At 61.3% G+C, this 26,597-nt stretch carries 25 protein-coding genes; 11 read left to right on the top strand and 14 right to left on the bottom strand.

Going from position 1 to position 26,597, the window contains the following annotated elements; translation table 11 throughout:
* Positions 1–71: 71 nt before the first annotated feature.
* A complete protein-coding gene (locus AB4N53_RS12510) occupies positions 72–674 on the bottom strand; it encodes a Yip1 family protein (RefSeq protein ID WP_016773629.1) in 603 nt (200 codons plus the stop codon).
* 372 nt (positions 675–1,046) lie between these two features.
* Between AB4N53_RS12510 and ttcA the strand changes: the two genes are divergently transcribed.
* Together ttcA and AB4N53_RS12500 are read left to right on the top strand one after the other, a co-directional pair.
* On the top strand, positions 1,047–1,871 hold the full coding sequence (gene ttcA / locus AB4N53_RS12505) for a tRNA 2-thiocytidine(32) synthetase TtcA (protein WP_024013975.1): 825 nt from the start codon (positions 1,047–1,049) through the stop codon (positions 1,869–1,871).
* 136 nt (positions 1,872–2,007) lie between these two features.
* Positions 2,008–2,682 carry a DNA-3-methyladenine glycosylase I gene (locus AB4N53_RS12500; RefSeq protein WP_016773632.1) on the top strand — a complete coding sequence of 225 codons (675 nt, stop codon included), beginning with the start codon at positions 2,008–2,010 and terminating at the stop codon, positions 2,680–2,682.
* Positions 2,683–2,766: 84 nt separating this feature from the next.
* Here the strand turns inward: AB4N53_RS12500 and AB4N53_RS12495 are convergent, their stop codons facing one another.
* The 3 genes from AB4N53_RS12495 to arsC are packed head-to-tail and all read right to left on the bottom strand — an operon-like array spanning position 2,767 to position 4,138.
* The gene (locus AB4N53_RS12495) at positions 2,767–3,192 is read right to left on the bottom strand and encodes a DUF2069 domain-containing protein (RefSeq protein WP_310405466.1); all 426 of its coding nucleotides are present in this window, start codon (positions 3,190–3,192) and stop codon (positions 2,767–2,769) included.
* Positions 3,192–3,788 carry an NAD(P)H:quinone oxidoreductase gene (gene wrbA / locus AB4N53_RS12490; RefSeq protein ID WP_423523401.1) on the bottom strand — a complete coding sequence of 199 codons (597 nt, stop codon included), beginning with the start codon at positions 3,786–3,788 and terminating at the stop codon, positions 3,192–3,194. The genes AB4N53_RS12495 and wrbA overlap by 1 nt, the downstream gene beginning before the upstream one ends.
* Positions 3,785–4,138 (bottom strand): arsenate reductase (glutaredoxin), encoded by a 354-nt coding sequence (arsC, locus tag AB4N53_RS12485; RefSeq protein ID WP_460120818.1) that lies wholly within the window; start codon positions 4,136–4,138, stop codon positions 3,785–3,787. The genes wrbA and arsC overlap by 4 nt, the downstream gene beginning before the upstream one ends.
* A gap of 113 nt (positions 4,139–4,251) precedes the next feature.
* On the opposite strand from arsC, the gene AB4N53_RS12480 reads away from it, so the two are divergent.
* Positions 4,252–4,719 (top strand): TlpA disulfide reductase family protein, encoded by a 468-nt coding sequence (locus tag AB4N53_RS12480; protein WP_460120815.1) that lies wholly within the window; start codon positions 4,252–4,254, stop codon positions 4,717–4,719.
* Between the two features lie 104 nt (positions 4,720–4,823).
* Here the strand turns inward: AB4N53_RS12480 and AB4N53_RS12475 are convergent, their stop codons facing one another.
* Both AB4N53_RS12475 and AB4N53_RS12470 read right to left on the bottom strand, forming a co-directional pair.
* Positions 4,824–5,228, bottom strand: coding sequence for an META domain-containing protein (locus tag AB4N53_RS12475; protein ID WP_123443634.1), 405 nt, complete (start codon positions 5,226–5,228; stop codon positions 4,824–4,826).
* Positions 5,228–5,662 carry a hypothetical protein gene (locus AB4N53_RS12470; protein WP_039757838.1) on the bottom strand — a complete coding sequence of 145 codons (435 nt, stop codon included), beginning with the start codon at positions 5,660–5,662 and terminating at the stop codon, positions 5,228–5,230. Before AB4N53_RS12470 ends, AB4N53_RS12475 begins: the two co-directional genes overlap by 1 nt.
* Positions 5,663–5,796: 134 nt before the next feature.
* On the opposite strand from AB4N53_RS12470, the gene AB4N53_RS12465 reads away from it, so the two are divergent.
* The gene (locus AB4N53_RS12465) at positions 5,797–6,255 is read left to right on the top strand and encodes a hypothetical protein (RefSeq protein WP_460120813.1); all 459 of its coding nucleotides are present in this window, start codon (positions 5,797–5,799) and stop codon (positions 6,253–6,255) included.
* 6 nt (positions 6,256–6,261) lie between these two features.
* On the opposite strand, the gene AB4N53_RS12460 is transcribed toward AB4N53_RS12465, so the two are convergent.
* Both AB4N53_RS12460 and AB4N53_RS12455 read right to left on the bottom strand, forming a co-directional pair.
* A complete protein-coding gene (locus AB4N53_RS12460) occupies positions 6,262–7,251 on the bottom strand; it encodes a 2-hydroxyacid dehydrogenase (RefSeq protein ID WP_460120811.1) in 990 nt (329 codons plus the stop codon).
* Between the two features lie 80 nt (positions 7,252–7,331).
* A complete protein-coding gene (locus AB4N53_RS12455; RefSeq protein WP_460125439.1) occupies positions 7,332–10,085 on the bottom strand; it encodes a response regulator in 2,754 nt (917 codons plus the stop codon).
* 206 nt (positions 10,086–10,291) lie between these two features.
* On the opposite strand from AB4N53_RS12455, the gene AB4N53_RS12450 reads away from it, so the two are divergent.
* From AB4N53_RS12450 to AB4N53_RS12420, 7 genes are all read left to right on the top strand, one after another.
* Entirely contained in the window at positions 10,292–11,014 is a 723-nt protein-coding gene (locus tag AB4N53_RS12450; RefSeq protein WP_460120809.1) for a response regulator transcription factor, read from the top strand.
* Positions 11,001–12,425 carry a histidine kinase sensor domain-containing protein gene (locus AB4N53_RS12445; protein WP_460120807.1) on the top strand — a complete coding sequence of 475 codons (1,425 nt, stop codon included), beginning with the start codon at positions 11,001–11,003 and terminating at the stop codon, positions 12,423–12,425. The genes AB4N53_RS12450 and AB4N53_RS12445 overlap by 14 nt, the downstream gene beginning before the upstream one ends.
* A 234-nt stretch (positions 12,426–12,659) precedes the next feature.
* Positions 12,660–13,562 (top strand): cysteine synthase CysM, encoded by a 903-nt coding sequence (cysM, locus tag AB4N53_RS12440; RefSeq protein ID WP_041479583.1) that lies wholly within the window; start codon positions 12,660–12,662, stop codon positions 13,560–13,562.
* On the top strand, positions 13,562–14,938 hold the full coding sequence (rlmD, locus tag AB4N53_RS12435) for a 23S rRNA (uracil(1939)-C(5))-methyltransferase RlmD (RefSeq protein ID WP_460120805.1): 1,377 nt from the start codon (positions 13,562–13,564) through the stop codon (positions 14,936–14,938). The genes cysM and rlmD overlap by 1 nt, the downstream gene beginning before the upstream one ends.
* 101 nt (positions 14,939–15,039) lie before the next feature.
* Positions 15,040–17,283: a GTP diphosphokinase gene (gene relA / locus AB4N53_RS12430; RefSeq protein WP_039757831.1), complete on the top strand. Its 2,244-nt coding sequence runs from the start codon at positions 15,040–15,042 to the stop codon at positions 17,281–17,283.
* A 133-nt stretch (positions 17,284–17,416) separates the two neighbouring features.
* Complete coding sequence (gene mazG, locus AB4N53_RS12425) at positions 17,417–18,250, top strand: nucleoside triphosphate pyrophosphohydrolase (protein WP_024013963.1); 834 nt, start codon at positions 17,417–17,419, stop codon at positions 18,248–18,250.
* A gap of 26 nt (positions 18,251–18,276) precedes the next feature.
* On the top strand, positions 18,277–18,819 hold the full coding sequence (locus tag AB4N53_RS12420; protein ID WP_016773645.1) for a DUF2058 domain-containing protein: 543 nt from the start codon (positions 18,277–18,279) through the stop codon (positions 18,817–18,819).
* 68 nt (positions 18,820–18,887) lie between these two features.
* On the opposite strand, the gene AB4N53_RS12415 is transcribed toward AB4N53_RS12420, so the two are convergent.
* The 6 genes from AB4N53_RS12415 to AB4N53_RS12390 all read right to left on the bottom strand — a co-directional run bounded on the left by AB4N53_RS12415 (position 18,888) and on the right by AB4N53_RS12390 (position 26,421).
* On the bottom strand, positions 18,888–19,076 hold the full coding sequence (locus AB4N53_RS12415; protein ID WP_016773646.1) for a hypothetical protein: 189 nt from the start codon (positions 19,074–19,076) through the stop codon (positions 18,888–18,890).
* A 391-nt stretch (positions 19,077–19,467) separates the two neighbouring features.
* A complete protein-coding gene (gene fabB, locus AB4N53_RS12410) occupies positions 19,468–20,688 on the bottom strand; it encodes a beta-ketoacyl-ACP synthase I (RefSeq protein WP_016773647.1) in 1,221 nt (406 codons plus the stop codon).
* Between the two features lie 11 nt (positions 20,689–20,699).
* Positions 20,700–21,215 carry a 3-hydroxyacyl-[acyl-carrier-protein] dehydratase FabA gene (gene fabA / locus AB4N53_RS12405; protein ID WP_024013962.1) on the bottom strand — a complete coding sequence of 172 codons (516 nt, stop codon included), beginning with the start codon at positions 21,213–21,215 and terminating at the stop codon, positions 20,700–20,702.
* A gap of 247 nt (positions 21,216–21,462) precedes the next feature.
* Positions 21,463–23,367 carry an ATP-binding protein gene (locus AB4N53_RS12400; RefSeq protein WP_460120803.1) on the bottom strand — a complete coding sequence of 635 codons (1,905 nt, stop codon included), beginning with the start codon at positions 23,365–23,367 and terminating at the stop codon, positions 21,463–21,465.
* Positions 23,364–24,296, bottom strand: coding sequence for an ABC transporter substrate-binding protein (locus tag AB4N53_RS12395; protein ID WP_460120801.1), 933 nt, complete (start codon positions 24,294–24,296; stop codon positions 23,364–23,366). The genes AB4N53_RS12400 and AB4N53_RS12395 overlap by 4 nt, the downstream gene beginning before the upstream one ends.
* A gap of 1 nt (position 24,297) precedes the next feature.
* Complete coding sequence (locus AB4N53_RS12390; protein ID WP_460120799.1) at positions 24,298–26,421, bottom strand: TonB-dependent receptor plug domain-containing protein; 2,124 nt, start codon at positions 26,419–26,421, stop codon at positions 24,298–24,300.
* Between the last annotated feature and the right edge of the window lie 176 nt (positions 26,422–26,597).

Raw genomic sequence — 26,597 nt, 5'->3', positions numbered from 1 at the left:
CGCCCCAACGAGAAGGCCGCCTTGCGGCGGCCTGTATTGGCAGATGTTGTTTTTCTCAGGGAGGAAACAGGTCAGTTGGTATAGACCGGGCCGACACCCAGGCCCCAGACAATCACGGTAAACGCCATGATCGCCACCAGCACCACCAGGCCGACGGCGAGTACCGAGCTGGAAAACAGGAAACCTTCATCCGAAGGAATGTTCATGAACGTCGGCAGGCCGACATACAGCAGGTATACGGTGTAGCAGATGGCCGCCGTGCCGACGATCATTCCCAGCCACATGTGCGGATACAAAGCGGCCAGTCCACCAACGAATAGCGGTGTTGCGGTGTAAGTGGCAAATGCCACGCACCGGGCCAGGCTCGGGTTGGCGTCATAAGTGCGCGCCATCCAGTGCACGAAGGCGCCCATCACCGCGACCCCGCCGAGCATCGCCAGGTACGACATGATTGTCATCCACAAGGCGCTTTCGAACGTCAGCATCACCGGCGCGCGATTGCCGATCACCCAGCCGACCTGGGTCGTGCCGATGAACGCCGAGACCGCAGGGATCGCCGCCAGAATCAGCGTGTGCGTCAGGTACATGTGGCTGATGCTTTCCTCTTGGTCGCCACGAATCTCCTTCCATTCCTGATCGGGGTGGGTAAACAGTCCCACTACGTGATGGATCATGCCATTCACTCCTCTTGTCATTGCCATCGCCCCCCAACGGAGCGCCTACGGGCCAAGGTGGCCGAGCAAATACAGGTCTAAAGACGTGTGCGACCTTAAGTCGCAGTATAGAAAGGACTCCGGCGCACCGGTATGCCGGGCTTAGAGCAAATCGCGCTGTAAACCAAGGGCGTAATCGCGGTTGCGTGTGTAGGCGCGGGCGAAGGCTGCGATCTTTTCATCGTGTTTTTACAAGCAGAAGAGCGCAGCCTTCGGCGGCTCCTACATTCAAAGCAGCATTTCAGGTTACGGACGGTCGGGATCCGTGCTTCGCGCTACTGGCGTTTTTGCGTAAAATGCCGGCCTTTCGTCACACCTCACGGATTTCGCGTCATGGGCACTCTTACGGTTAACCAGAACAAACTGCAAAAGCGCCTGCGCCGCCTGGCCGGCGAAGCGGTCGCCGATTTCAACATGATCGAAGACGGCGACAAGGTCATGGTCTGCCTGTCCGGGGGCAAGGACAGCTACACCATGCTCGACGTGCTGATGCACCTGCAGAAGGTTGCACCGATCAAGTTCGACATCGTCGCGGTGAACATGGACCAGAAACAGCCGGGCTTTCCCGAGCACGTGCTGCCGGCCTACCTGAAAGAACTGGGCATCGAGTATCACATCGTCGAGAAGGACACTTACTCGGTGGTCAAGGAACTGGTGCCGGAAGGCAAGACCACCTGTTCGCTGTGCTCGCGCCTGCGTCGCGGCACCCTGTACACCTTTGCTGACGAAATCGGCGCGACGAAAATGGCCCTCGGTCATCACCGCGACGACATCGTCGAAACCTTCTTCCTCAACATGTTCTTCAACGGCACCCTGAAAGCGATGCCACCGAAACTGCGCGCCGACGATGGCCGCAACGTGGTGATTCGTCCGCTGGCTTACTGCAACGAGAAGGACATTCAGGCTTACTCGGACCTCAAGCAATTCCCGATCATCCCGTGCAACCTCTGCGGCTCGCAGGAAAACCTGCAGCGCCAGGTGGTCAAGGAAATGCTCCAGGACTGGGACCGCAAGACCCCGGGCCGTACCGAATCGATTTTCCGCAGCCTGCAAAACGTGGTGCCATCGCAACTGGCCGACCGCAATCTGTTCGACTTCACCAGCCTGAAGATCGACGAAACCGCGGCTTCGCGTTTCGTCAATGTCGTCAATCTGTAAAACCCGATCCAGATGTGGGAGCGAGCCTGCTCGCGAAAGCGGTGTGTCATTCAGCCCCTGTGTTGACTGATCCAACCCCTTCGCGAGCAGGCTCGCTCCCACAGGGATCTGTTCGTTTCATTCAATAGGAGAGGGCATGCGCGATTACAAGTGGCTGCACGAATACTGTCTGAACCGTTTCGGTTCAGCGGCTGAACTGGAAGCCCATCTGCCCGTTCCCAAGACCCCCGCACAACTGCGCAAGATCCGCGACGACCGCTACCTCTCGACCATGGCCCTGCGGGTTTTTCGCGCCGGGCTCAAGCACAGCCTGGTCGATGCCAAGTGGCCGGCGTTCGAAGAAGTGTTCTTCAAGTTCGATCCGGAAAAAGTCGTGCTGATGAGCGCCGAACACCTGGAGCGGCTGATGCAGGACGCGCGGATCATCCGTCATCTCGGCAAGTTGAAAAGCGTGCCGCGCAATGCGCAGTTCATTCTCGATGTGGAAAAGGACAAGGGCAGCTTCGGCGCGCTGATCGCCGACTGGCCGGTGACCGATATCGTCGGCCTGTGGACCTACCTGAAAAAGCACGGCCACCAACTCGGCGGGCTGTCGGCGCCGCGCTTTTTGCGCATGGTCGGCAAGGACACGTTCGTGCCCAGCTACGACGTAGTCGCAGCGTTGAATGCACAGAAGATCGTCGACAAAGTGCCGACCAGCCAGCGTGATCTGGCAACGGTGCAGAACGCGTTCAACCAATGGCACGAACAGAGTGGCGGACGGCCAATGAGCCAGATTTCGATGATGCTCGCCTATACCGTCAACCATTAAGACTGCGTCGCTGCATTCGCGAGCAGGCTCGCTCCCACAGGGAATGCATTCCAAATGTGGAGGCCTGCTCGCGAAAGCGCTTGGTCAGGCGACGCTGATCTCGCCTTCGCCCGCCAATTTGCGATTCAACTGATAGCGCCAGCGCACATACAACAGCGCCGAGCAGAACACCGCCAGGCTCGCGGCCATTTCCAGCAGGCCGAACAGCTGCCGGTTGGGGTCGTACGCCGCCAGTGCGCCCTTGATGAAATACAGGTTCACCACAAAACACATCCACGAATGGCCACGGGCGCTGCCCATGATCATCGCCGGGGCGAGCACCAGCCACGGGATCAGCTCGACCAGCAGAATCACCCAAGGCCGTGCGCCATGCAGGTCGGCGAACAGCAGATAATAAGCGGCCAGCAAGCCGGCGAGGGCGAAAAAGCTCAGCAGGCTGAGCACGCGCATCGCCTTGACCCGTGGCTCAAGCCACGCCACCGAGGGCAGGACTTTCGGCTTCTTCGCCATCAGCCCACCAGTTTCTGCGCGGTTTTCGCCAGACGCAGACCGAGTGCGCGACACAGTGCCACTTCGTGCTGATCGAGGCCATTCTTGCCGTCGGCACCGGCGTGATGGCTGGCGCCATAAGGTGTGCCGCCACCCTCGGTTTCGAGCAGGGCCGATTCGCTGTAGGGCAGGCCGGTGATCAACATGCCGTGATGCAACAACGGCAACATCATCGACAGCAGCGTGGTTTCCTGACCGCCGTGCAGGCTGGCGGTGGAGGTGAACACGCCGGCCGGTTTGCCGACCAGCGCGCCGGTCAGCCAGAGGTTGCTGGTGCCGTCGAGAAAGTACTTGAGCGGCGCGGCCATGTTGCCGAAACGAGTCGGACTGCCCAAGGCGAGGCCGGCGCAGTTCTTCAGATCATCGAGGCTGGCATAGAGCGCGCCTTCAGCGGGAATCTCCGCCGCCACCGCTTCGCACTCGGTGGAAATCGCCGGCACTGTGCGCAGACGCGCTTCCATTCCGGCCTGCTCGATGCCACGGGCGATTTGCCGGGCCATCTCGTTGGTCGAACCGTTGCGGCTGTAATAGAGGACCAGAATGTACGGCGCGCTCATGGCAACAACTCCAGCACGTTTTCCGGCGGGCGACCGATGACGGCCTTGTCGCCGACTTCCAGAATCGGCCGCTCCATGAGTTTCGGGTGCGCGGCGATGGCGTCGATCAGTTGCTGCTCGCTGAGGCTTGCGTCGGCCAGGTCCAGGGTTTTGTATTGCTCTTCGCCGGTGCGCAGCAGCTGCCGCGCGCTGATCCCGAGTTTGCCGAGCAGGGCTTTGATCTGCGCGGCGCTGAGCGGGGTTTCCAGGTAGCGCACGACAGTCGGATGCACGCCGCGGGCTTCGAGCAGTTCCAGTGCGCCGCGGGATTTCGAGCAGCGCGGATTGTGATAAAGCGTCAGATCGGTCATGGCGGGTCGCTTCTGGCGTAAAGTGGCGGCTATTCTAACTGTGCAGCGCGCAATCCAGAACCGTCAGAGGCGATGGGTCGCAGGCGCTTTCGAATTTTCACAAGGAACACGACATGACACGGCGATTGGCAGCGGCATTGACGATTCTCGGGGCGTTGATGCTGGGGGGCTGCGGCAATGATTACGGCATCGACCAGAACGGCCAGAAGGTTGCGTCCGAACGTCTGGACAAACAATGGGTGGTGCTTAACTACTGGGCCGAGTGGTGTGGCCCGTGCCGCACGGAAATTCCCGAGCTGAATCATTTGGCTGATGAGCTCAATAGCAGGAACGTCGGTGTGTTCGGGGTCAATTTCGACAACGTGCAGGGCGCAGAGTTGAAAGAGGCGAGCGAAAAACTCGGCATCAAGTTCACCGTGCTCGCGCAGGATCCGGCCGAGCTGTTCGACCTGCCGCGCAGTGAAGCGCTGCCGGTGACGTTCATCATCGATGACAAGGGCAAAGTGCGTGAACAGTTGCTGGGCGAGCAGACGGCGGCGGGAGTGATGGCGAAGCTGGAGGCTTTACAGTCCAGCAAATAAGTCGTCGACCCAAAGAAAAGATCGCAGCCTTCGTCAGCTCCTACAGGGTGTAAGCGGTCCTTGCAGAGCTGCCGAAGGCTGCGATCTTTTTTATGGTTGAAAGATCAACCCTCTTCCAGCCACCAGCGCAATGGCTTGCCCTGAGCCGGCCAGAAGCGCACCTGCTCGATCGGCGAAATGTCCCAGCGCTCGACTTTTTCCAGCGCCTGCAGGAATCGCTGTTCCTGTTCCATCAACGCCGGGGCGCAGAGCTTGCGGGTCTTGCCGATCTTGCCAAAGCTCAGCTTGTCGCCGTCCTGCGTGTACGGCGCGAACCAATGGTTGCAGCCGCCGTTGCCGTAGGCGCGGCCGTCATCGCCGAGGGTCACGGTCAGGTGGCTGTAATCCATCAATGGCCGCTCGCCGATCCATTCCAGAATGTAGCTGCGGTTGTGCTGCAGTTGCACCGGCTCTGCGGCGCAACCGACCAGGCCGACACCGATCAGTGCGGTCAGGGCGAGGCGTTTCATCATGCAGGCTCCTGGCATTTCGGGCACAGGTGCTTGTCGCCGACGGCTTTCCAGCCCAGCTCGGCGATGCGCGCGGTGGCGGCGGGTTTCTCGGCGGTCTTGCCGAGTTTGGCATCCACGGCGAATTCGAAACTCAGCTCTTTCGCGCAGCTGTCGCAGTTGACCTGCCAGGTGTGAATGGCCAGTTCGCCGAACACCGGGCCTGTGGTCATTGCGGTCCATTGGCCCGGCGGATTGATCAGGTGGCGGACGGTGTCGACGGTCAGGCGCATGGACAAATCCTTGCTGCCTTTGAGGGTGACCAAAAGCGCATCGCCGATGCGGATCGAGCCACCGTTGCCGGTCACCTGATAGCGGCCCGGGACGAGGGCGCGGCATTCGGTGAGGGTGTGTTGCGGGTTCATCAGGGTGTAGCGGAAATCGTGTTCGACCATGGGTCCTCCAAATATGCGCGACATGCTAGCACGGGCTCGATTGCAGAATGATGCACGCGTGCGACCTTCGATCCGGTTCAATTGAGAGCACAGTCATGGCAAACTGCCGGCCCCCGAATCTGAAGGAACGGAACATGGCGCTGATCGAATGTTATGAATGCAAGCGGAGCATCAGTTCCGAAGCGCTGGTGTGCATTCACTGCGGCGCCCCGATGGCCGAACACGCCGCCATGCAGGCGCAATCGACGGCGGCCTCGGTGCAAGCTTCGACGATTTCCTTCGGCAGCCTGCCACGCAACAACGCAGTGCCAGAGGCGGTTGCGCCGCCAGTGTCCGAGCCTTTACCCAAAGTGATGCCGGCAGCAGCAGGGCGCCGACGTCGTCAGCAGGCTGCGGAACAGGCACGCCAGGAACAACAACCGCTCAACGCCGATGGCAGCCGCCCGGTGGAGGGCTGGCTGAAAATCATGGTGTTTCTGTTACCGGCGTTTTTTGTCTGGTTCCTGCTGCGCAGCGGCCATTCGAGCAAGCAGCGCCTGCTCGGTTTCGGCTGGCTGGGCTTGCTGATCCTGGCGTCTTCGCTGTCCAAGTAAAATGGTTCAACCCTCGACCTGGTTTTGCGGCGCACCTGCCGCCCAGGTCGCGATGTTGTGCAGGGTGGTCGCGGCAATCGCGCCCAGCGCCTCGCGGGTCAGAAACGCCTGATGCGCGGTGATGATCACGTTGGGAAACGTCAGCAGACGCGCCAGCACATCGTCCTGCAACGGCAGGTCGGAGCGATCCTCGAAAAACAGCTGCGCCTCTTCCTCATAAACATCCAGCCCCAGATAACCGAGTTGGCCGTCCTTCAGCGCGTCGATCAGTGCCGGCGTGTCCACCAGCCCGCCACGCCCGGTGTTGATCAGCATCGCCCCGGCCTGCATGTGCGCCAGTGAGTCGCGATTGATCAGGTGCTTGCTCTGCTCGTTGAGCGGGCAATGCAGGCTGATGATCCGCGACTGCGCGAGCAACTCCGGCAGGCTCAGATAACGTGCGCCCAGCGCCAGCACTTCGGGATTGGGATACGGATCGTAGGCCAGCAATTCACAGCCGAAGCCGTGCATGATTTTCGCGAACGTTGCGCCGATCTGCCCGGTGCCGACGATGCCGACGGTCTTGCCGACCAGATCGAAACCGGTCAGGCCATGCAGACTGAAATCGCCTTCGCGGGTGCGGTTGTAGGCACGGTGCAAACGACGATTGAGGGCGAGGATCAGTGCCACCGCATGTTCGGCCACGGCGTGCGGCGAGTAGGCCGGCACACGCACGACGGCCAGGCCGAGGCGTTTCGCCGCCGGCAGGTCGACATGGTTGTAACCGGCCGAACGCAGGGCAATCAGCCGCGTGCCACCGGCAGCGAGGCGTTCCAGCACCGGGGCGCTGAGGTCGTCATTGATGAACGCGCAGACCACTTCGTGCTGCTCGGCCAACGCCGTCGTATCGAGGCTCAGTCGCGCCGCTTGAAAGTGCAGTTCGAGCCCGGCCGGGCAGTCGGCGGCGAGGAAACTGTCGCGGTCGTAGGTCTGGCTGCTGAAAATGATCGTGCGCATGAATCCTCCTGGAACATCGACGCGGGCCGCAATGCCCGCGACAACTGTAGCGCCTTGCGCGCGCCGTGCCTTGCCGTGGATCAGGCGCTGATGCGTGCCTGCGCGGCGAGTCGATTGATCGAGCGCTCCAGTTCGTCCAGCGCGGCGGCGGCTTTCGGATCGTCCTGCTTGAGCAGGGTTTCGCTGCGCTGGCAGGCGGCGCGCAGTTGTGGCACGCCGCAATAACGGGTCGCGCCGTGCAAGCGGTGCACGCGTTCGAGCAGGGCATTCTGGTCGTGACTGTCACGCGCGGCGCGAATCGCTTCGCGGTCGGCTTCCAGCGACGCCAGCAGCATGGCGAGCATGTCCGCCGCCAGATCCGCCTTGCCCGCCGCCAGGCGCAAACCTTCTTCATGATCGAGCACCGGCAGCTCCTGCTGACTTGCCGCGCTGTCGCCGCTGCGCTCCGGCGCCTGATTGCGCAGGGCCAGTCCGGTCCACTTCAACACCACCTGCGCCAATTGCCGCTCGCTGATCGGTTTGGTCAGGTAGTCATCCATGCCGCTTTGCAGCAGCGCGCGTTTTTCGTTGGCCATGGCGTGGGCGGTGAGGGCGACGATCGGCAGCGGTGTGCAATGTCGTTCGCTTTCCCACTGGCGAATGGTTTCGGTGGTCTGGCGACCGTCCATGCCTGGCATCTGCACGTCCATCAACACCAGATCGAAGGATTCGGTTTGCACCGCTTTGACTGCCGCGTAACCGCTTTCCACTGCGAGTACGCGGGCGCCCATGTCTTCGAGCAGGGTTTGCACCAGCAGTAAATTCGCCGGGTTGTCGTCGACACACAGTACGCGCGGCGCACGACTCGACAGCGGTTCGCCCGGTTCGCTGCGGGTCTGGCGCGGATTGACCAGATCGGCCAAGGCCCGGCGCAGTTTGCGGGTACACGCCGGTTTGGCTTGAAGCTGGCTGTGCGGGTTGGGTACAGACAGGTGAAACAGCGTCTGTTCGGTGGTCGGGCACAGCACCAGCACTTTGCAGCCCAGATGTTCGAGGTCCCAGATGTGCTGGTTCAAGCGTTCCGGGAGCATGTCGTTGCTGGTGATGCCGATCACCGCCAGATCAATCGCCTGATCGGTCTGATGCGCGCCGGTAACGCCATTGCTCAGGCTTTCCAGGGTATTGAACGGGGTGACTTCGAGGCCGCAGTCTTCCAGTTGATGCTGCAAGGCCTGACGCGCCAGTTCGTGGTTCTCCAGCACCGCCACGCGGCGCCCGAGCAGCGGCGCGGCGGGCAGGTCTTCGGCGTCGTCGCGAGTCTTGGGCAGGCTCAGGCTGATCCAGAATTCCGAACCTTCGCCCGGCGTGCTGTCGACGCCGATCTCGCCGCCCATCTGTTCGATCAGACGCTTGGAAATCACCAGTCCCAGCCCGGTGCCGCCGGGTTGGCGCGACAGTGAATTGTCGGCCTGACTGAAGGCCTGGAACAGCGCGCGGACATCCTGACTCGACAGACCGATACCGGTGTCCTGAATGCTGATGCGCAGTTGCACGCTGTCTTCGTGTTCGTCTTCGAGCATCGCCCGGGCGACGATGGTGCCTTCGCGGGTGAACTTGATCGCGTTGCTGACAAGATTGGTGAGAATCTGCTTCAGGCGCAGCGGATCGCCGACCAGCGACAGCGGCGTATCGCGATAGACCAGGCTGACCAGCTCGAGCTGCTTGGCGTGCGCGGCCGGGGCGAGGATGGTCAGGGTGTCCTGCAACAGATCACGCAGGTTGAACGGAATGTGATCGAGCACCAGTTTGCCGGCCTCGATTTTCGAGAAGTCGAGAATTTCGTTGATGATTCCCAACAGGCTGTCGGCGGACTTTTCGATGGTGCCCAGATAGTCGAGCTGGCGCGGGGTCAGTTCGCTTTTCTGCAACAGGTGAGTGAAGCCGAGAATGCCGTTGAGCGGCGTGCGGATCTCGTGGCTCATGTTGGCGAGAAATTCGGATTTGATGCGGCTGGCTTCCAGCGCCTCTTTGCGCGCCAGGTCCAGTTCGATGTTCTGGATCTCGATGGTTTCCAGATTCTGCCGAACGTCCTCGGTGGCCTGATCGACGCTGTGCTGCAATTCTTCGCGAGCATTCTGCAGGGTGCCGGCCATGCGGTTGATGCCCGAGGCCAGTTCGTCCAGTTCCTGGCTGCCGAGGGGCGGCAAGCGGGTTTCCAGATGACCGTCCTTGAGCTGCGCGACCGCTTGTTTGATCTGGCTCAGCGGACGGTTGATGGTGCGGCCCATGCGCAATGCGAGGAGGGCGGCGCCGGCAAGTCCGGCGGCGATCAGCAGCAGGCTGGCGAACAGGCTGCGATAGCCGCGCAGCAACATGCCGTTGTGCGACAGCTCCAGCTCGACCCAGCCGAGCAGCCGTTCGGATTCTTCGGGAATGATTTCACCGGCGAGGTTGCGGTGCTTGCCGAACACCGGCATCAGGTAGCGCGTCGCGTCATTGCCGCTGCGTCGTTGCAGCAGCGCGCTGTCACCGCTCGGCGCCTGATTGAGCATGGTCGGGCCGGCGTGGGCCAATGGCGAGCGGTCCGCCGCGAGGAAAGTCACCGCGCGCACGTCGGGTTGTTCAAGGGATTGGGTAGCAATGCGTTCGAGCAGATCGGCGTCGCCGTGACCCATTGCCGGCGCCACCAGCGGCGCCAGTTGCTCGGCGATCATTTCGCCGCGCTGCATCAATTGGCTCTGCAGGTCGGTCTGCTGCGTCCAGGTGAAATAGCCACCCAGCACCAGCGCCATCAGGCTGGTCGGCAACAAGGTCAGCAACAGCACGCGACCTTTGATTCCCAGTTTCTTGAGCACGCCTATCTCCCGCATCCCGCTGATCTGTTGACACATGCGTGCATCCGGCACGCGACATGGGCGCAGTGTAGCGATTTGCAGGCGGGCAATCTTGCGGAAAATGCAGCGCCGCCCAGGCACTCGTTCGTCTGACAGGCCAAGCTTGTGTTGCCCGCTGTCGGACAATCTTGAATAATCCGCCAACTGAGAATTACTTGCAGATACTCATGACTCCTGTTTCCGTTGGCCAGCCACGCATCCTTTCCATTGAAGACGATCCGGTTCTCGGTGCGTATGTGCACGAGCATCTGGGCCGCAGCGGTTTTCAGGTGACCTGGTGCCAGAACGGCCAGGAAGGTCTGAACATCGCCCAGCGCCAGCCTTTCGACGTGGTGCTGATGGATATTCTGCTGCCGGGGCTCGATGGTCTGCAGTTGTTGACGCAATTGCGTCAGAGCCATTCGACGCCGGTGTTGCTGATGTCGGCGCTGGGTGCCGAGGCCGATCGCATCAGCGGTTTCCGCCTCGGCGCCGATGACTATTTGCCCAAGCCGTTCAGCATGGCCGAGTTGCATGTGCGCATCGAAGCGATCCTGCGCCGCGTGGCGCTGGATCAGCGCCCGCCTGCGGTTACCGCTGCGGTGGTCAGCGGCACCCTGCGTTTCGATGACGAACAGTGCGACGTGTTTTTCCGCGAGCAAACGGCCGGCTTGACCCGCAGCGAATTCCGTCTGCTGGAAACCCTGCACCGCAACAACGAGGAAGTGCTGAGCAAGGCCTTCCTTTATCAGCACGTCCTGCAACGCGGCTTTGCGGCGCACGACCGCAGCCTCGACATGCACATCAGCCAGATCCGCCGCAAACTCAAAGCCATCAGTTACACCGAACGTGAAGTGCGCACGGTGTGGGGCAAGGGCTATGTCTTGAGCGGCGCCGATGAAACTGTCTGAGCTGCCGGGTCGGCATTCACTGTTCTGGAAACTGGCGTGCCTGCTGGTGGCGTTCTGTCTGCTGATGATCTGGCTGAGCTGGTCGTGGGGCCGCTACATGGAGGAGCGCAATCAGTTCCTCTCCAGTGACGCGCGCAGCACGCTCAGCCGTTATGCCGCGCAAGCCGAACAGGCGTGGCAGCGCGGCGGGCGCAATGGCGTCGATGACTGGTTGCAGAGCATGGAATTGCGCGAGGCCAGTTGGGTCGGCGTGATCGGCGCTGATTTGCAGTCGCTGAGCAGCGAACCCTTGAAGGCGGCGGAGGTGCAGCACCTGACCTTCCTGCGCGGCCTCGACTGGCCGATCCACAAGAAGGGCCGACCTTGGCTGAGGGTACCGTTTCCCCAGGATCCGGCCGCCGGCATCCTCGTCATCGAGCTGCCTGAACGTTTTGTGCCAGGCAAGTACCGGGTGTTCTGGCGGGTGATCACTAACGGCGTGATTCCCGGGCTGTTCACCCTGTTGCTCTGCGTCGGCCTGTATCGCCTGTTGGTCGTGCCGCTGAACAACCTGCGCGAACAGGCCAACGCCTGGCGCGCCGATCAATTGAATGTGCGCCTGTCGAGCGGCATTACCCAGCGCCCGGATGAACTCGGTGAGCTGGCGCGGGCCTTCGATTCCATGTCCGAGCGCCTGCAAACTACGGTCGCCTTGCAGCAGCAGCTATTGCGCGACTTGTCCCACGAACTGCGCACGCCGCTGAGCCGCCTGCGCGTGGCCAGCGAAAGCGAACAGGGCTTGCTGCAACTGCGCGAACGCATCGGCCGCGAAGTCGATGGCATGCAACGTTTGGTCGAAGACACCCTGCAACTGGCCTGGCTCGACACCGACCGCTCGCCGTTGCCGGATGAAGCGATCCAGATTCAGGCGCTGTGGGAAATGCTCACCGACAACGCCTGTTATGAAAGCGGCTGGCCGAGTCTGCAACTGCAATGCTCGGTCGAAGCATCGTGCTGGGTGCGCGGTAATCTCAACACCCTCGCTCAAGCGCTGGAGAACATTTTGCGCAACGCCATTCGTCACTCGCCCGAGGGCGGGATTGTGCGGCTCGATGCACGGCGCGATGGCGAGTATTGGCATTTGTGGCTGGAGGATCAGGGCGGCGGCGTGGCTGACGAAGATCTGCAGCGGATCTTTTCGCCGTTCATTCGATTGGACGGATCGAGACCCGGGGACGGTGGCTTTGGTCTGGGCTTGAGCATTGCGCGCAACGCGGTGCAGCGCCAGGGCGGGTTGCTCTGGGCGGAAAATACCGGGGCTGGGCTGCGGTTGAATTTGCGCTTGCTGGCGGATGATGGCGTCGCCCATGCGGACGCCTTCGCGAGCAGGCTCGCTCCCACAATGGAGCTCGGTTCGCCGCAGGCTGTGTGATCTACCGTTAATAGTGTCATCACTGCTGACACTAAATCCTGTGGGAGCGAGCCTGCTCGCGAATTCCAAGCATCACCACGAGAACTGAGTGTTGCGCAAATAAAAGTCGCACCACTGGCGCGACTTTTATTTGCTTATTCCCATAAACCATAAGCACCGCACTTTGCGTGATATGGCCTGCGCGGGTTTGCCGGTATGATAGGCGCCCCCGCACGTCTGGATTGCGAATACGCCATGACCCTGCAGTACCCAACCATCGCCGATTGCGTCGGCAACACGCCGCTGGTGCGTTTGCAGCGCCTGCCCGGCGCCACCAGCAACACCCTTTTGCTCAAGCTCGAAGGGAACAACCCGGCGGGTTCGGTCAAGGACCGCCCGGCGTTGTCGATGATCACTCGCGCCGAGTTGCGCGGGCAGATCAATCCCGGCGATACGCTGATCGAGGCGACCTCCGGCAACACCGGTATCGCTCTAGCGATGGCCGCTGCGATCAAGGGTTACAAGATGATCCTGATCATGCCGGACAACTCCAGCGCCGAGCGTAAAGCGGCGATGACCGCGTATGGCGCCGAGCTGATCCTGGTGACTCAGGAAGAGGGCATGGAAGGCGCCCGCGATCTGGCCCAGCGTATGGAAGCCGAAGGCCGTGGCAAGGTGCTCGACCAGTTCGCCAATGGCGACAACCCGGAAGCGCACTACACCACCACCGGTCCGGAAATCTGGCGTCAGACCCAGGGCAGCATCACCCATTTCGTCAGTTCGATGGGCACCACCGGGACCATCATGGGCGTTTCGCGCTACCTCAAAGAGCAGAGCGACAGCGTACAGATCGTCGGCCTGCAACCGATGGAAGGCTCGGCCATTCCCGGCATCCGCCGCTGGCCGCAGGAATACCTGCCGAAGATTTATCAGGCTGACCGCGTCGACCGCATCGTCGACATGGCGCAAAGCGAAGCCGAAGACGTTACCCGGCGCCTGGCCCGCGAAGAAGGCATCTTCTGCGGCGTGTCCTCGGGCGGTGCGGTGGCAGCGATGCTGCGCTTGTCCAGAGAAGTTGAAAACGCGGTGATCGTCGCGATCATCTGCGACCGTGGCGACCGTTACCTGTCGACCGGCATTTTCGACGCGCCGAACTGATGGCCAAACACGAGAGAGGCCTGCGCTTCCAGCCTGCCGGCGGGAGCAAGGCGCCACAGATCCCGACCGGCAAGAAGCAGCGCTTGAACATCGAGCGCCTGGCCAATGACGGTCGCGGTATCGCGTTTTTCGAAGGCAAAACCTGGTTCGTCCTCGGCGCCCTTGCCGGTGAAGAGGTCGAAGCACGGGTGCTCGGCGCCCACGGCAAAGTGGTCGAAGCGCGCACCGAACGCGTGTTCACTGCCAGCCAATTGCGTCGTCCGGCAGCATGCCCGCACTTTGGCCGCTGTGGCGGTTGCAGCGTCCAGCACTTGCCCCACGCTGAACAACTCGCCCTGAAACAGCGCATGCTCGCCGAGCAATTGTCGCGCGTTGCCGGTGTCGAACCCGAAGAGTGGGCAGCGCCGCTGACCGGCCCGGAATTCGGTTACCGTCGGCGCGCGCGGATCGCCGTGCGCTGGGACATGAAGGCAAAAAAACTCGAAGTGGGTTTCCGCGCTGCCGGCAGTCAGGACATCGTCGCGATCAGCGAATGCCCGGTGCTGGTACAGCCCTTGCAGCCGATCATGACCCGCTTGCCGGAGATGCTGCGGCGCCTGAGCAAACCGCAGGCGCTGGGCCATGTCGAGCTGTTCAGCGGCTCATCACTGGCGGTATTGCTGCGGCACATGGCGCCGTTGTCCGAAGCGGATCTGAGCATCCTCAAGGATTTCTGCCAGTTCCACGAGGCGCAGTTGTGGCTGCATGGCGAGGGTGAACCGCAACCGGTCGAGGCCGGTCAGAGCCTCGGTTACCGCCTGGAACAGTGGGATCTCGAGCTGGCTTATCGGCCGGGAGATTTCGTTCAGGTCAACGCCGGGGTCAACGAAGCGATGATCGCGCAGGCACTGGACTGGCTGAAACCGACGGCTGACGAACGCGTGCTTGACCTGTTTTGTGGGTTGGGAAATTTTGCGCTGCCGCTGGCCAAAAGCGCCCGTGAAGTGGTGGCGGTGGAGGGCGTGCAGACCATGGTCGAGCGGGCCGCTGCCAACGCCGTCAGTAACAATTTGCATAACACAAAGTTTTTTCAAGCCGATTTATCCCAGCCTTTGAGCGATGCCCAGTGGATCGGAAACGGCTTTTCTGCGGTACTCTTGGACCCACCGCGTGACGGTGCTTTCGAGGTGGTGCGCAAGCTCGCGACCCTGGGTGCCAAACGGTTGGTATACGTGTCGTGCAACCCGGCCACGCTGGCGCGCGACACGCAGGAATTGATCAAGCAGGGCTACCGGTTAAAACGTGCCGGGATTCTCGATATGTTTCCTCAGACGGCACATGTCGAGGCCATGGCGTTATTTGAAGCGAGCCAGGACGGCTCGTCTGAATCCGTCTGATCTGTCCGCGCAGCGCTCGCCTGAGCCCCGCGAGCGCGAACGGACACTGAGGGTCAGCGATTTGACGCATTGAATCTGCGTCGTAGGGAAGGTAAAGCAGCATGGTACAGGTGAGAGCACACCAGCCGATCAACACCGACGGCAGTATCAATCTCGAGGCCTGGCTCGATCACGCGGTCAGTGTCGATCTGGCACTGGATCGCGAGGCCTTGAAAGAAGCCTGCGAGTTCGCTCGCGAGGCCGAACAGCAGTCCAATGCGAAGAAGAACCTGTGGGCCGAAGGCTCCGGCAGTTTCAGTACTGGCCTTGAGATCGCCGAGATTCTCGCCGACCTCAAGCTCGACCAGGACTCGCTGGTCGCCGCCGTGTTGTATCGCGGCGTGCGCGAAGGCCAGATCGAGCTGGCCGCAGTCGGCCAGCGCTTCGGTCCGGTAGTGGCCAAGCTGATCGATGGCGTGCAGCGCATGGCGGCCATCAGCGCCAGCCTCAGCCCACGGCAGTCGATGGTCATGGGCACGCAAGGGCAGGTCGAGAACCTGCGCAAGATGCTCGTGGCCATGGTCGATGATGTACGCGTTGCACTGATCAAACTGGCCGAACGCACCTGCGCCATTCGTGCGGTGAAAACCGCCGACGATGAAAAGCGCAACCGCGTCGCTCGCGAAGTCTTCGACATCTATGCGCCGCTGGCCCATCGCCTCGGCATCGGTCACATCAAATGGGAACTGGAGGACTTGTCCTTCCGTTATCTGGAACCCGATCAATACAAGCAGATTGCCAAGTTGCTCCACGAGCGGCGGCTGGACCGCGAGCGCTTCATCAGCGACGTGATGACCCAGCTCAAGGACGAACTGCAGGCCACTGGTGTCGATGCCGACATCAGCGGCCGGGCGAAACACATCTACTCGATCTGGCGCAAAATGCAGCGCAAGGGTCTGGAATTCAGCCAGATCTACGACGTTCGCGCGGTGCGCGTGCTGGTGCCGGAAATGCGCGACTGCTACACCGCGCTGGGTATCGTCCACACCCTGTGGCGGCACATCCCGAAAGAATTCGACGACTACATCGCCAACCCGAAAGAGAACGGCTACCGCTCGCTGCACACGGCGGTGATCGGCCCGGAGGGCAAGGTCCTCGAGGTGCAGATCCGCACCCATTCGATGCACGAAGAGGCCGAACTCGGCGTTTGCGCGCACTGGCGCTACAAGGGCACCGACGTCAAATCCGGCTCGAACCATTACGAAGAGAAAATCTCCTGGCTGCGTCAGGTCCTCGAATGGCACGAAGAGCTCGGTGATATCGGCGGTCTGGCCGAGCAACTGCGCGTCGACATCGAGCCCGATCGGGTTTACATCTTCACTCCCGACGGTCACGCCATCGACTTGCCAAAAGGCGCGACGCCGCTGGATTTCGCCTATCGCGTGCACACCGAAATCGGCCACAACTGCCGGGGCGCGAAGATCAACGGGCGTATCGTGCCGCTGAACTACAGCCTGCAAACCGGCGAGCAGGTCGAGATCATCACCAGCAAGCACGGCACGCCGAGCCGCGACTGGCTGAACCCGAACCTCGGTTACGTCACCACCTCGCGGGCGCGGGCGAAGATCGTCCACTGGTTCAAGTTGCAGGCTCGCGATCAGAACGTTGCGGCTGGTAAAACCCTGATCGAGCGCGAACTCAATCGCCTCGGCCTGCCGGCGGTGGATTTCGACAAGCTGGCCGAAAAGGCCAACATGAAAACCGCCGAAGACATGTTCGCCGCCCTCGGTGCCGGTGACCTGCGTCAGGCGCATCTGGTCAACCTAGCGCAGCAACTGGTCGAACCGGAGCGCGGCAACGAGCAGCTGGAACTGATCCCGCGCAAGGCCACCGGTTACAAACCAGGCAAGCGCGGCGATATCCAGATCCAGGGCGTCGGCAACCTGATGACGCAAATGGCTGGCTGCTGCCAGCCACTGCCGGGCGATGCGATTGTCGGTTACATCACACAGGGCCGTGGTGTGAGCATTCACCGCCAGGACTGCGCCTCGGTGCTGCAACTGGGCGGGCGCGAGCCGGAGCGGATCATTCAGGTTAGCTGGGGCCCGGTGCCGGTGCTCACCTATCCGGTGGACATCATCATCCGCGCCTACGACCGTTCCGGGCTGCTGCGTGACGTCTCGCAGGTGCTGCTCAACGAGCGCATCAACGTGCTGGCGGTCAACACCCGCTCGAACAAGGAAGACAACACTGCGCTGATGTCGCTGACCATCGAGATCCCCGGTCTGGATGCGCTCGGGCGGCTGTTGGGGCGGATTTCGCAATTGCCGAACATCATCGAAACGCGGCGTAACCGTACCCCGTGATGCCATTGATTGTTCCCTGTGGGAGCGAGCCTGCTCGCGAAGAGGGCGTGTCAGTCGACATCTTTGTTGCAGACACAGCGCTTTCGCGAGCAGGCTCGCTCCCACAATGGTTTTGTGGTGAGACAGAAAAATGATCTACAGCCTCGAAGACCTGCTCCACCTGATGTCCCGCCTGCGTGATCCGCAGTTCGGCTGTCCGTGGGACATCAAGCAGACCTACGCGACCATCGTCCCGCACACGCTCGAAGAAGCCTACGAAGTGGCCGATGCCATCGAGCGCGGCGATCTTGACCATTTGCAGGGCGAGTTGGGCGATCTGTTGTTTCAGGTGGTGTATTACAGCCAGTTGGCCAAGGAAGAAGGGCGATTCGAATTCGCCGGGGTGATCGACAGCATCACGCGCAAACTGATCCGTCGTCATCCCCATGTGTTCCCGACGGGCGATCTGTACGCGCCGCTCGACGTACCGCGCTTGAGCGAAGAGCAGGTCAAGCAGCGCTGGGAAGAGATCAAGGCCGAAGAGCGCGCCGAGAAAGCGTCGGCACCCGAGCAGCTGTCCTTGCTCGACGACGTGCCGGCCACGTTGCCGGCACTGTCGCGCTCAGCCAAGTTGCAGAAGCGCGCCGGGCAGGTCGGTTTCGACTGGCCGGATGCTTTGCCGGTGCTCGACAAGGTGCGCGAAGAGCTTGATGAAGTGCTCGAAGCCATGTCGGAAAATGATCCTGTGGCGGTGGCCGATGAGATCGGCGACTTGCTGTTTTCCGTAGTCAATCTGGCCCGGCATCTGAAGGTCGATCCGGAAACCGCCTTGCGCGGCGCCAACGGCAAGTTTGAAAGACGTTTCCGTTTTATCGAACAGGCATTGCGCGACACCCACCGTCCCATGGAAGATTGCACCCTCGAAGAGTTGGACGCCCTGTGGGGCGAAGCCAAACGCCAGGAAAAGAATGAGCCCAGCTGCGGCTGAGCCGTTGCCCAAGTGAGTAAGCATTGATGAGCCTTTCCCTTCGCGACCAGTTGCTCAAAGCAGGCCTGGTCAACCAAAAGCAGGCCAAGCAGGTCAGCAAAGACAAGCAGAAGCAACAGCGTCTGGCCCACAAAGGCCAGGCCGAGCTGGACGATTCGCAGCAGCGCGCCGCCCAGGAAGCCATGGCCGAGAAGGTCAAGCGCGACCAGGAGCTGAACCGTCAGCAGCAGGAGAAGGCCGAGGCCAAGGCCCGTGCTGCACAGGTCAAGCAGTTGATCGAAGTCTCGCGTCTGCCCAAGCTGACCACCGAGGACTACTACAACTTCGTCGACGACAAGAAGGTCAAGCGCATCTCGGTCAACACGCTGATGCGCAACAAGCTCAGCAGCGGTTCGCTGGCGATCGTGCACCACAACGGCGGCTATGAAGTGATCCCCCGTGAAGCGGCACTGAAGATCCAGGAGCGCGATCCGCAGCGCATCGTCCAGCTCAACGTGCAGACCGAAGAGGTCAACGCCGAGGACGATCCGTACGCGGCCTATCAGATCCCTGACGATCTGATGTGGTAAAACCACGGCTGTAACAACGACGAACCCCGCTCATGGCGGGGTTTGTCGTTTTCAATGCTGTGGTTGCCTCAGGCGGACTTCAGTTCTCGTTGCTGTTCCTGCACTTCCAGTTCGGCCTTGTAATTATGGGCATCTATTTCGTTGTGGAACATGCCGACCAGCAAATCCTGTTGATGCACATCCCAGATACGGATGCCGGCGGCCAGGCCTTCGTGGGACATGTGTGAATCGTCGCGTTCAGTTACTTTTACAGTCATCTGCTAGCTCCAGATCTCAAGTTACTGCACCAAGGCGTGTGCAGGACTCTGTTATAGATTTTGTTAGGCAGCTAAGTAAACCGTCGATTGGCGCAAGGTGTTGTTGCGAATTTCGCAACAAAGCTGCAGGCCGCGTAAACCGCGACATTCGGTCGCAGGGCCGTAAGTTTCATGACATAAGTTTCATCTCCTGACACCCCTCAAACCCACTGTGGGAGCGAGCCTGCTCGCGAATTCGGTGGGTCAGACGACGATAGGGTGACTGGAATATCGCCTTCGCGAGCAGGCTCGCTCCCACAGAGTTTTGCGGTGAACCTGCTATTTTCTGCAGACGAAAAAAAACGCCCCGAACCAGTCGGGGCGTTTTCATGTGTGGCTCAGCAGCGGGGAATTACTTGCCTTCCCAGCGCTTCAGTACCAGCGTGGCGTTGGTGCCGCCGAAGCCGAAGCTGTTGCTCATCACGGTATTGATGGTGGCGTTCTCGCGGGTCTTGGTCAGCACCGGCAGATCGGCCACTTCCGGGTCGAGCTCGTCGATGTTGGCAGAGCCGGCAATGAAGTTGCCTTCCATCATCAGCATGCAGTAGATCGCTTCGTGCACGCCGGCGGCGCCCAGGGAGTGACCGGACAGGCTCTTGGTCGAGCTGATCGCTGGAGCCTTGTCGCCGAACACTTCACGCACACCTTTCATTTCCGCGACGTCGCCGACCGGAGTCGAAGTGCCGTGGGTGTTCAGGTAGTCGATCGGGGTGTCGACAGTGGACAGCGCCTGCTGCATGCAGCGGATCGCGCCTTCGCCGCTCGGGGCAACCATGTCGTAGCCGTCGGAGGTCGCGCCGTAGCCAACGATCTCGGCGTAGATCTTCGCGCCACGGGCCAGAGCGTGTTCCAGCTCTTCGACGACAACCATGCCGCCGCCGCCAGCGATGACGAAACCGTCACGGTCCTTGTCGTACGCGCGGGAAGCTTGTTCCGGGGTATCGTTGCGCTTGCTGGACAGAGCACCCATCGCGTCGAACAGGAACGACTGGCTCCAGTGCTCTTCTTCACCGCCACCGGCGAAGACGATGTCCTGCTTGCCCATCTGGATCTGTTCCATGGCGGTACCGATGCAGTGAGCACTGGTGGCGCAGGCAGAAGCGATGGAGTAGTTCAGGCCCTTGATCTTGAACGGTGTGGCCAGGCAAGCGGAAACGGTGCTGCTCATGGTCCGCGTGACGCGGTATGGGCCGACGCGCTTCACGCCTTTCTCACGGAGGATGTCCAGCGCTTCCATCTGGTTCAGCGTGGAAGCACCGCCTGAGCCGGCGATCAGACCGGTGCGCGGGTTGGACACCTGCTCTTCGGTCAGGCCGGAGTCAGTGATGGCGTCTTTCATGGCCAGGTAGGCGTAAGCCGCTGCATGACCGACGAAGCGATAGATCTTGCGATCGATCAGCTCTTCAAGGTTGAGGTCGATGGAGCCGGAAACCTGGCTACGCAGACCCATTTCAGCATATTCCGGGTTGAACCGGATGCCAGGGCGGCTTGCACGCAGGTTAGCGGAGACGGTCTCTTTGTCATTGCCCAGGCACGAAACGATGCCCAGACCAGTGATAACGACGCGGCGCATGCGAATAACCCTTAGAAGTTGTCAGTGGAGGTGAACACGCCGACGCGCAGGCCTTCGGCGGTGTAGATTTCGCGTCCGTCGACACTGACCGAACCATCGGCGATGGCCATGTTCAGCTTGCCCTTGAGGACGCGTTTGATATGAATGTTGTAAGTGACTTTCTTGGCGGTCGGCAGCACCTGACCGAAGAATTTCACTTCGCCCGAACCCAGCGCACGGCCGCGGCCCGGCAGGCCTTGCCAGCCCAGGAAGAAACCGACCAGTTGCCACATGGCATCCAGACCCAGGCAGCCCGGCATCACCGGATCGCCTTCGAAATGGCAGGCGAAGAACCACAGGTCAGGGTTGATATCCAGCTCGGCGACCAATTCACCTTTGCCGTACTTGCCGCCTTCTTCGCTGATATGGGTGATGCGATCCACCATCAGCATGTTCGGGGCGGGCAGTTGCGCGTTACCTGGGCCGAACAGCTCACCGCGACTGCAGCGCAGCAGGTCTTCCCGAGTAAAGGCGTTTTGTTTGGTCATGCGAGCTCCTCAATAATCCCATGCGGCAGGTGGGGCAGATCTTCCCGACCGTTCAAGGCGTTCATGCCTCGAACCGGCAGCCTACTCATAGACTATTGCGTTGTGGTGAAAGTCACAGCACCAAGGACATGAATGTACACTTGTGCACTGAAATTTTTAATCAAGCCCCTTTTGGGGCTCGTTCGGGTGCCTAAGACTGCCGCACTTTCGCTTTTCACGCCAGTCGCAGATGGTCGAAAGGCCCACACTACGACACCCAGCGCTGCAAAATCTGCTGCAGGTCATTGCGTTTGAACGGCTTGGCCAGGTAATCGTTCATACCCGCCGCCAGACAGGTTTCGCGGTCGCCCTGCAAGGCGTTGGCGGTCAGCGCGATGATCGGCACATCGCGGCGGCCGGGCAGGTCGCGGATCTGCCGCGTGGCCTCGTAGCCGTCGATGATCGGCAGCCGGCAGTCCATCAGAATCACTTCGAACTCGCCGCCCTCGGCGCTGCGCACCGCTTGCGCGCCATCGGTCGCCACGCTGACGGCAAACCCGAGGCTGCGCAGCATCGCTTCGATCACGGTCTGGTTGACCGGGTTGTCTTCGACCAGCAACACATGGCGTCCTTCGCCCTGACCACTGCCGTTCGGGGCGCGCGGCGCGGCCAGCGTTGGCAGCGCTTGTTTATACAGTGCCAGCGGGATTTCCAGGGTGAATACCGAGCCACGACCTTCTTCGCTCTGCGCGCGCAAGGTGCCGCCCATGCGTTCGGCCAGGGTCCGCGCGATCGGCAGACCAAGACCGGTACCACCGTAACGGCGAGAGATCGAGCTGTCAGCTTGCTGAAAAGCGTTGAACATCAGCTCCAGACTCTCCGAGGAGATGCCGATGCCACTGTCGCGTACCGAACAGGTGAACCACAGCAGTTCATGATCCAGCGATTGCCATTGCGCCTCGATGCTGACCCGGCCCTGCTCAGTGAATTTCAAGGCATTGCCGACCAGATTGACCAGAATCTGCCGGATCCGCGTCGGATCGCCCTGAACCTGCAAACCACGCATGTCATCGGGAATGCGCAGATTAAGTGCCAGGCCGCGCTGCACCGCGCTGTGCTGGAACGACTGCGCGCAGGCGCCGATCAACTCGGCGAGGTTGAACGGGATGTGCTCAAGCTCCAGCTCCGAACGCTCGATTCGCGAGAAGTCGAGAATGTCGTCGATGACCTTGAGCAAATGCTCGGTCGACTCCGAAGCAAGAGCGGAATATTCGGTCTGCTCGTCGGTCATCTCGGTGGTTTCGAGCAACTGCAACATGCCCAGCACGCCGTTCATGGGCGTGCGCAATTCATGGCTCATCATCGCCAGAAAATCCGATTTGGCGTTGTTGGCCTTTTCCGCCTCTTCGCGGGTCTGGATCAGTTGCGCCATCGCTTGCTGCTGCTCGCGGCTGGCCTGTTCCAGCGCCTGGGCTAGGTTATTGATGTGTTGCGACAGCGCACCCAGTTCAGTGTCATCGACAATCGGCAGCGGGGTTTTGTAATCGCCTTCCTGAATCGCCTTGACCGCATCGCCAATGTCACGGATCGGCTGCGACAGACTGCCGGCCAGGCGCCGCGCCACGACAAAGGTGAAGAGCAGGGCGAACAGCGCGAGAATCCCGGCCTTGAACAGGATCTCCTGCTGGCGCTGACTGAAAGCGTCATTGGACAGTCCGACGATCACTCGCCCCAGATAATCCTCGCCGGTGGCGCTGTTGCTGACCTTGCCGTCCTGGAAAAAATCATTGTGCAAGGCGATCCGCTGCAAACGCACCGGTGCCTGAAAGACTTCGACCTGATGCGGGCGGCTGTGGCTATCGGCCGGTTGTTCGACGTACACCAGAATCCGGTTGGCGCTGTCCTGCACTTCGAGGAAACGCACATTGGGCGTGGCCAGTGTCGCCTTGAGCAGGCTTTCCAGCACTTCGTTGTTGCCGGAGATCACCCCGTATTCCGTGGCCGGGGCCAGCTGGTTGGCGATCAACTGGCCGGTGTGGTTCAGCTCCTGACGCAAATCCTGGATACGCACGAAGGTAAAGAAGCTGATCAACAGCAATGTCAGCAACAGCGCCGGCCCGAGGCTGATCAGCTGCGTGCGGGTGTTGATGTCCCAACGGCGACGAAAACTCATGGGCGGCGCTCTCCTTCGGCCAAGGCATTGGCGACAGATGCTTCATTCAGCGGTTCGATGCCTAAGGAACGAGCCACCTGCGCATTACTTGAGACTTTGAAACGAGCGGGGTAAAGCGTTCGCGGCCATGCGCTGGTCGGCTGATCAAGCAGATGGTCGAGAATCGCCAGCCAGTCGCTCTGGTCGCTATAGGTACTGGCGAGGCTGCCAGCGCGAACGAATGCAATGTTGGGGCCGATCAGCGCAACCTGACGCGAGTAGCTGCTGAGCAGGAGGTTTTTCGCCGTTTGCGAGTTGTACAGATCGGGGTCATCCAGGCCGAGCAAGACGTCGCTGCTTTTCAGCACCGCTTGCAGCGGACGGCTGTCGTGAATGTTGTCCCAGCGCTGGCTGACAATCTCCAGGTTCAATGGCCGCGCAGCCACGCGCAATTCGTCGAGCAGGAATTCGCCGTGCTCATCGAACAGCACGCCGACCCGCCGCGCCTGCGGCAAGATCCGCCGGATCAGTTGCAATTGCCGGCTCAGCGGTGGGTCGCTCCAGAGCAGACTCAGGCGCGCCGGTTGGGCATCGGCGAAACGCTGGCGCGCCTGCAAGCGGCTGATGCGCAACACCAGCGTCGACGGGCCTTGTGAGTCTTGCAGACGCCAGTCGAGGCTGGGCAGATCGAGCAGGATCAAGCGCAGACTGGCCGGCAGTTTGCCCGGAGCCGGCAAACTGGCCAGCGGCTGGAACCGCACATTGTCGGTCGGGCGCAGTTCACTCAGCGCCTGGACGAAGGCCTGCACGCCGGGGCTTTCCTCGGCGCCGGTCAACAGAATATCCGCCGCCTGCACCGCGACCCCGTGCAGCCACGCGGTCATGAACAGGCAGAGCCCGGCCAGCCAGTGGCCCAGGGTGGGCGTCTTCCGTGACGGGCCGTTGCGCATCCTAGAACTCCAGCTCGGCACTGAAATACATCACCCGGCGTTCATCGTAATTATTGTCGACGAAGGTGTTCGGCTGATGGTCGAGGCGCTGTTGCAGCACGCCGGCCAATTGCAGCTGAGCTTTGCCAATGGCGATGCGTTTGGCGATGCGCGTGTCAACGCGTTCGAAGCGATAGCCGTTGAGCGCGTTGTCACCGTAATAAAAGAGGGCGCTGTTCCAGCCATGCCCCCAGTTGCGCAGCCAACCGGCGGAACCGCTGTGGCGCGAAGTGAACTGCTGGTCCAGCGGATTGCTCGCCTCGGCATCGACGAAGGCATAAGTGAAGCGCAAGCGGTCAGCGCTGCTCACGCGCCAGTCGAGTTGCGTTTCGCTGCCGCGAAAGTGCGAGCTGTTGGCGTTGCTGGCGATGTACTGGTTATTGCGCAGCGGCTCGCTGATCATGCCGGTGATTTCGTCGTAGAACAGCTTCACGTCCACCGCCAGACCGAGTTCGGCGAAATAACCGTTGTACCCCAATTCCCGCGAGCGCATGTGCTCCTGATCGAGATCGCCGGGGCCACGGGTCTTGACGAAATAACGCGCCGACGACTGGCCGTAGGCCGAGGGCCGCAGGTTGTTGACCTGATAGCTCCAGTTGACGTTGTTCTCGAACATGTCCGGCGAGCGGATCGCCTCCGAGTACACCGCGCGCAGGCCATGACGCGGGTTGATCAGGTAGTTGACCGCGAAGCGCGGGGTCAGCGAACTGCCGATCAGTTGCGTGTCTTCGAACATCGCACCGCCCTGCACCAGCCAGTGCTCGGTAGCGCGCCATTCCAGTTGGCCGAAGGCGCGCCAGGTGGTGTCGTCGAGGGTGCCGTTGAAATAGGTCTCGGAATCGGCGCGGTCGTAGCGGTAGTTGAGGCCGCTGACCAGACGCAGGCTGTCGGACAGACTGAGGGTGTCCTGCAGTTCGAGGTCGTAGCGCGATTCGCGGGCGCTCTGGTCGATGTCGCCGCACAGGGTCTGGCTGGCGCCGTTGCGCCACTGTTCGAGCACTTGATTGGCCAGCGCCATTTCCTGCGGCGTGCCGGGCGCCGCGCCGGGGCCGGTGAACTGGGTGATGTTGCGCGCCAGCCGTTCGGTGTAATTCGGGTTGAGCTGCCACAGCTGCGCCAGCTCGGGGCTGAACGACACCTCGGCATCGCAGGCGCGCCAGACCTGCTGGCGATCCCAGTGCTGCGCCGAACCTTGCACATAAAGGCTGTGTTCGGGGTTGATATCGAGGTTCCAGCGCACCGAGCCGGCGTAATCCTTGGCCACTACGTCGGAATTGTTCCCGGCGTCGGTAATCCCCGAGAACACCGGGCGGTAGGTATAAGGCCGCTGATTGCTGCCGTCCTTGGCGTTGAGCTGCCAGTCGAGGCTTTGCCCTTCATTGAGGTCGTGGCTGACCGCCAGGCTCAGACGATTCAAGCGTCGACTGTCGCGATAATCGGCGCCGTTGCGGTCGCTGTCGAAACCGTCGTCTTCCTGGCCGGATAGCGACAGGCGCAGATCACCGCCATCCCAACCGGTGCCTTGACTGGCATAAAAGTCGTTGATGCCACGCTGACCACGGGTGATTTTCAGGCGCGTGCCGTGGCTGTCGGCCGGGTGGCGGGTGATGATGTTGATCACCGCCATCAGCGCGTTGGCGCCGTAGCTGACTGTGTTCGGGCCGCGAAACACCTCGATCCGGTCGATGTCTTCCATCGCTACCGGAATATCGCTCCAGTCCACCGTCGCCAGGCCGGCGCGATACACCGAGCGGCCATCGATCAACACCTGCATGCGCCGTGCTTCGCTGGCGTTGGTACCGTGGTAATTCACCGCCGGTTGATTGCCGTTGATGCTGCCGACCATCATCCCGGGTACCAGTCGCAGCAATTCGCTGATGTCCCGGGCACCGCTGGCGCTGATCAATTCGCTGTCGAGAACGGTCATGCTTCCCGGCACTTCCGCCGGCGTCTGCTTCAGGCGCGTGGCCGTGAGCACCGGCGGCAGCGTCTGGCTGTCGACGAACAGGTCGTCCGCCAGCACCAGCGGGCTGAACAGCAGCGCCAGTAGCACGGGCGAGCGCGGGGTAGGAGGGCCAGAAAACACGACACAGCCTGCAGAGAAAAGAATTGGCGCGCATGTTAACCGAGGGCAGCGACTTTTCCAGTGACGTTACAGGCATTTTCCTAGGTTTTATTGGTCTTCTTCCTACAAATGTCGGTAATTGTTGCTGGGGCTGGCCGCCACCGGGGCGCCCCGTATAATGCCCGGCATCGCCACTG

The organism is Pseudomonas sp. H3_E04, assembly GCF_054668915.1.
The sequence above is the reverse complement of the archived record's forward strand: the minus strand, read 5'-3'. Positions and strand labels throughout refer to the sequence as shown.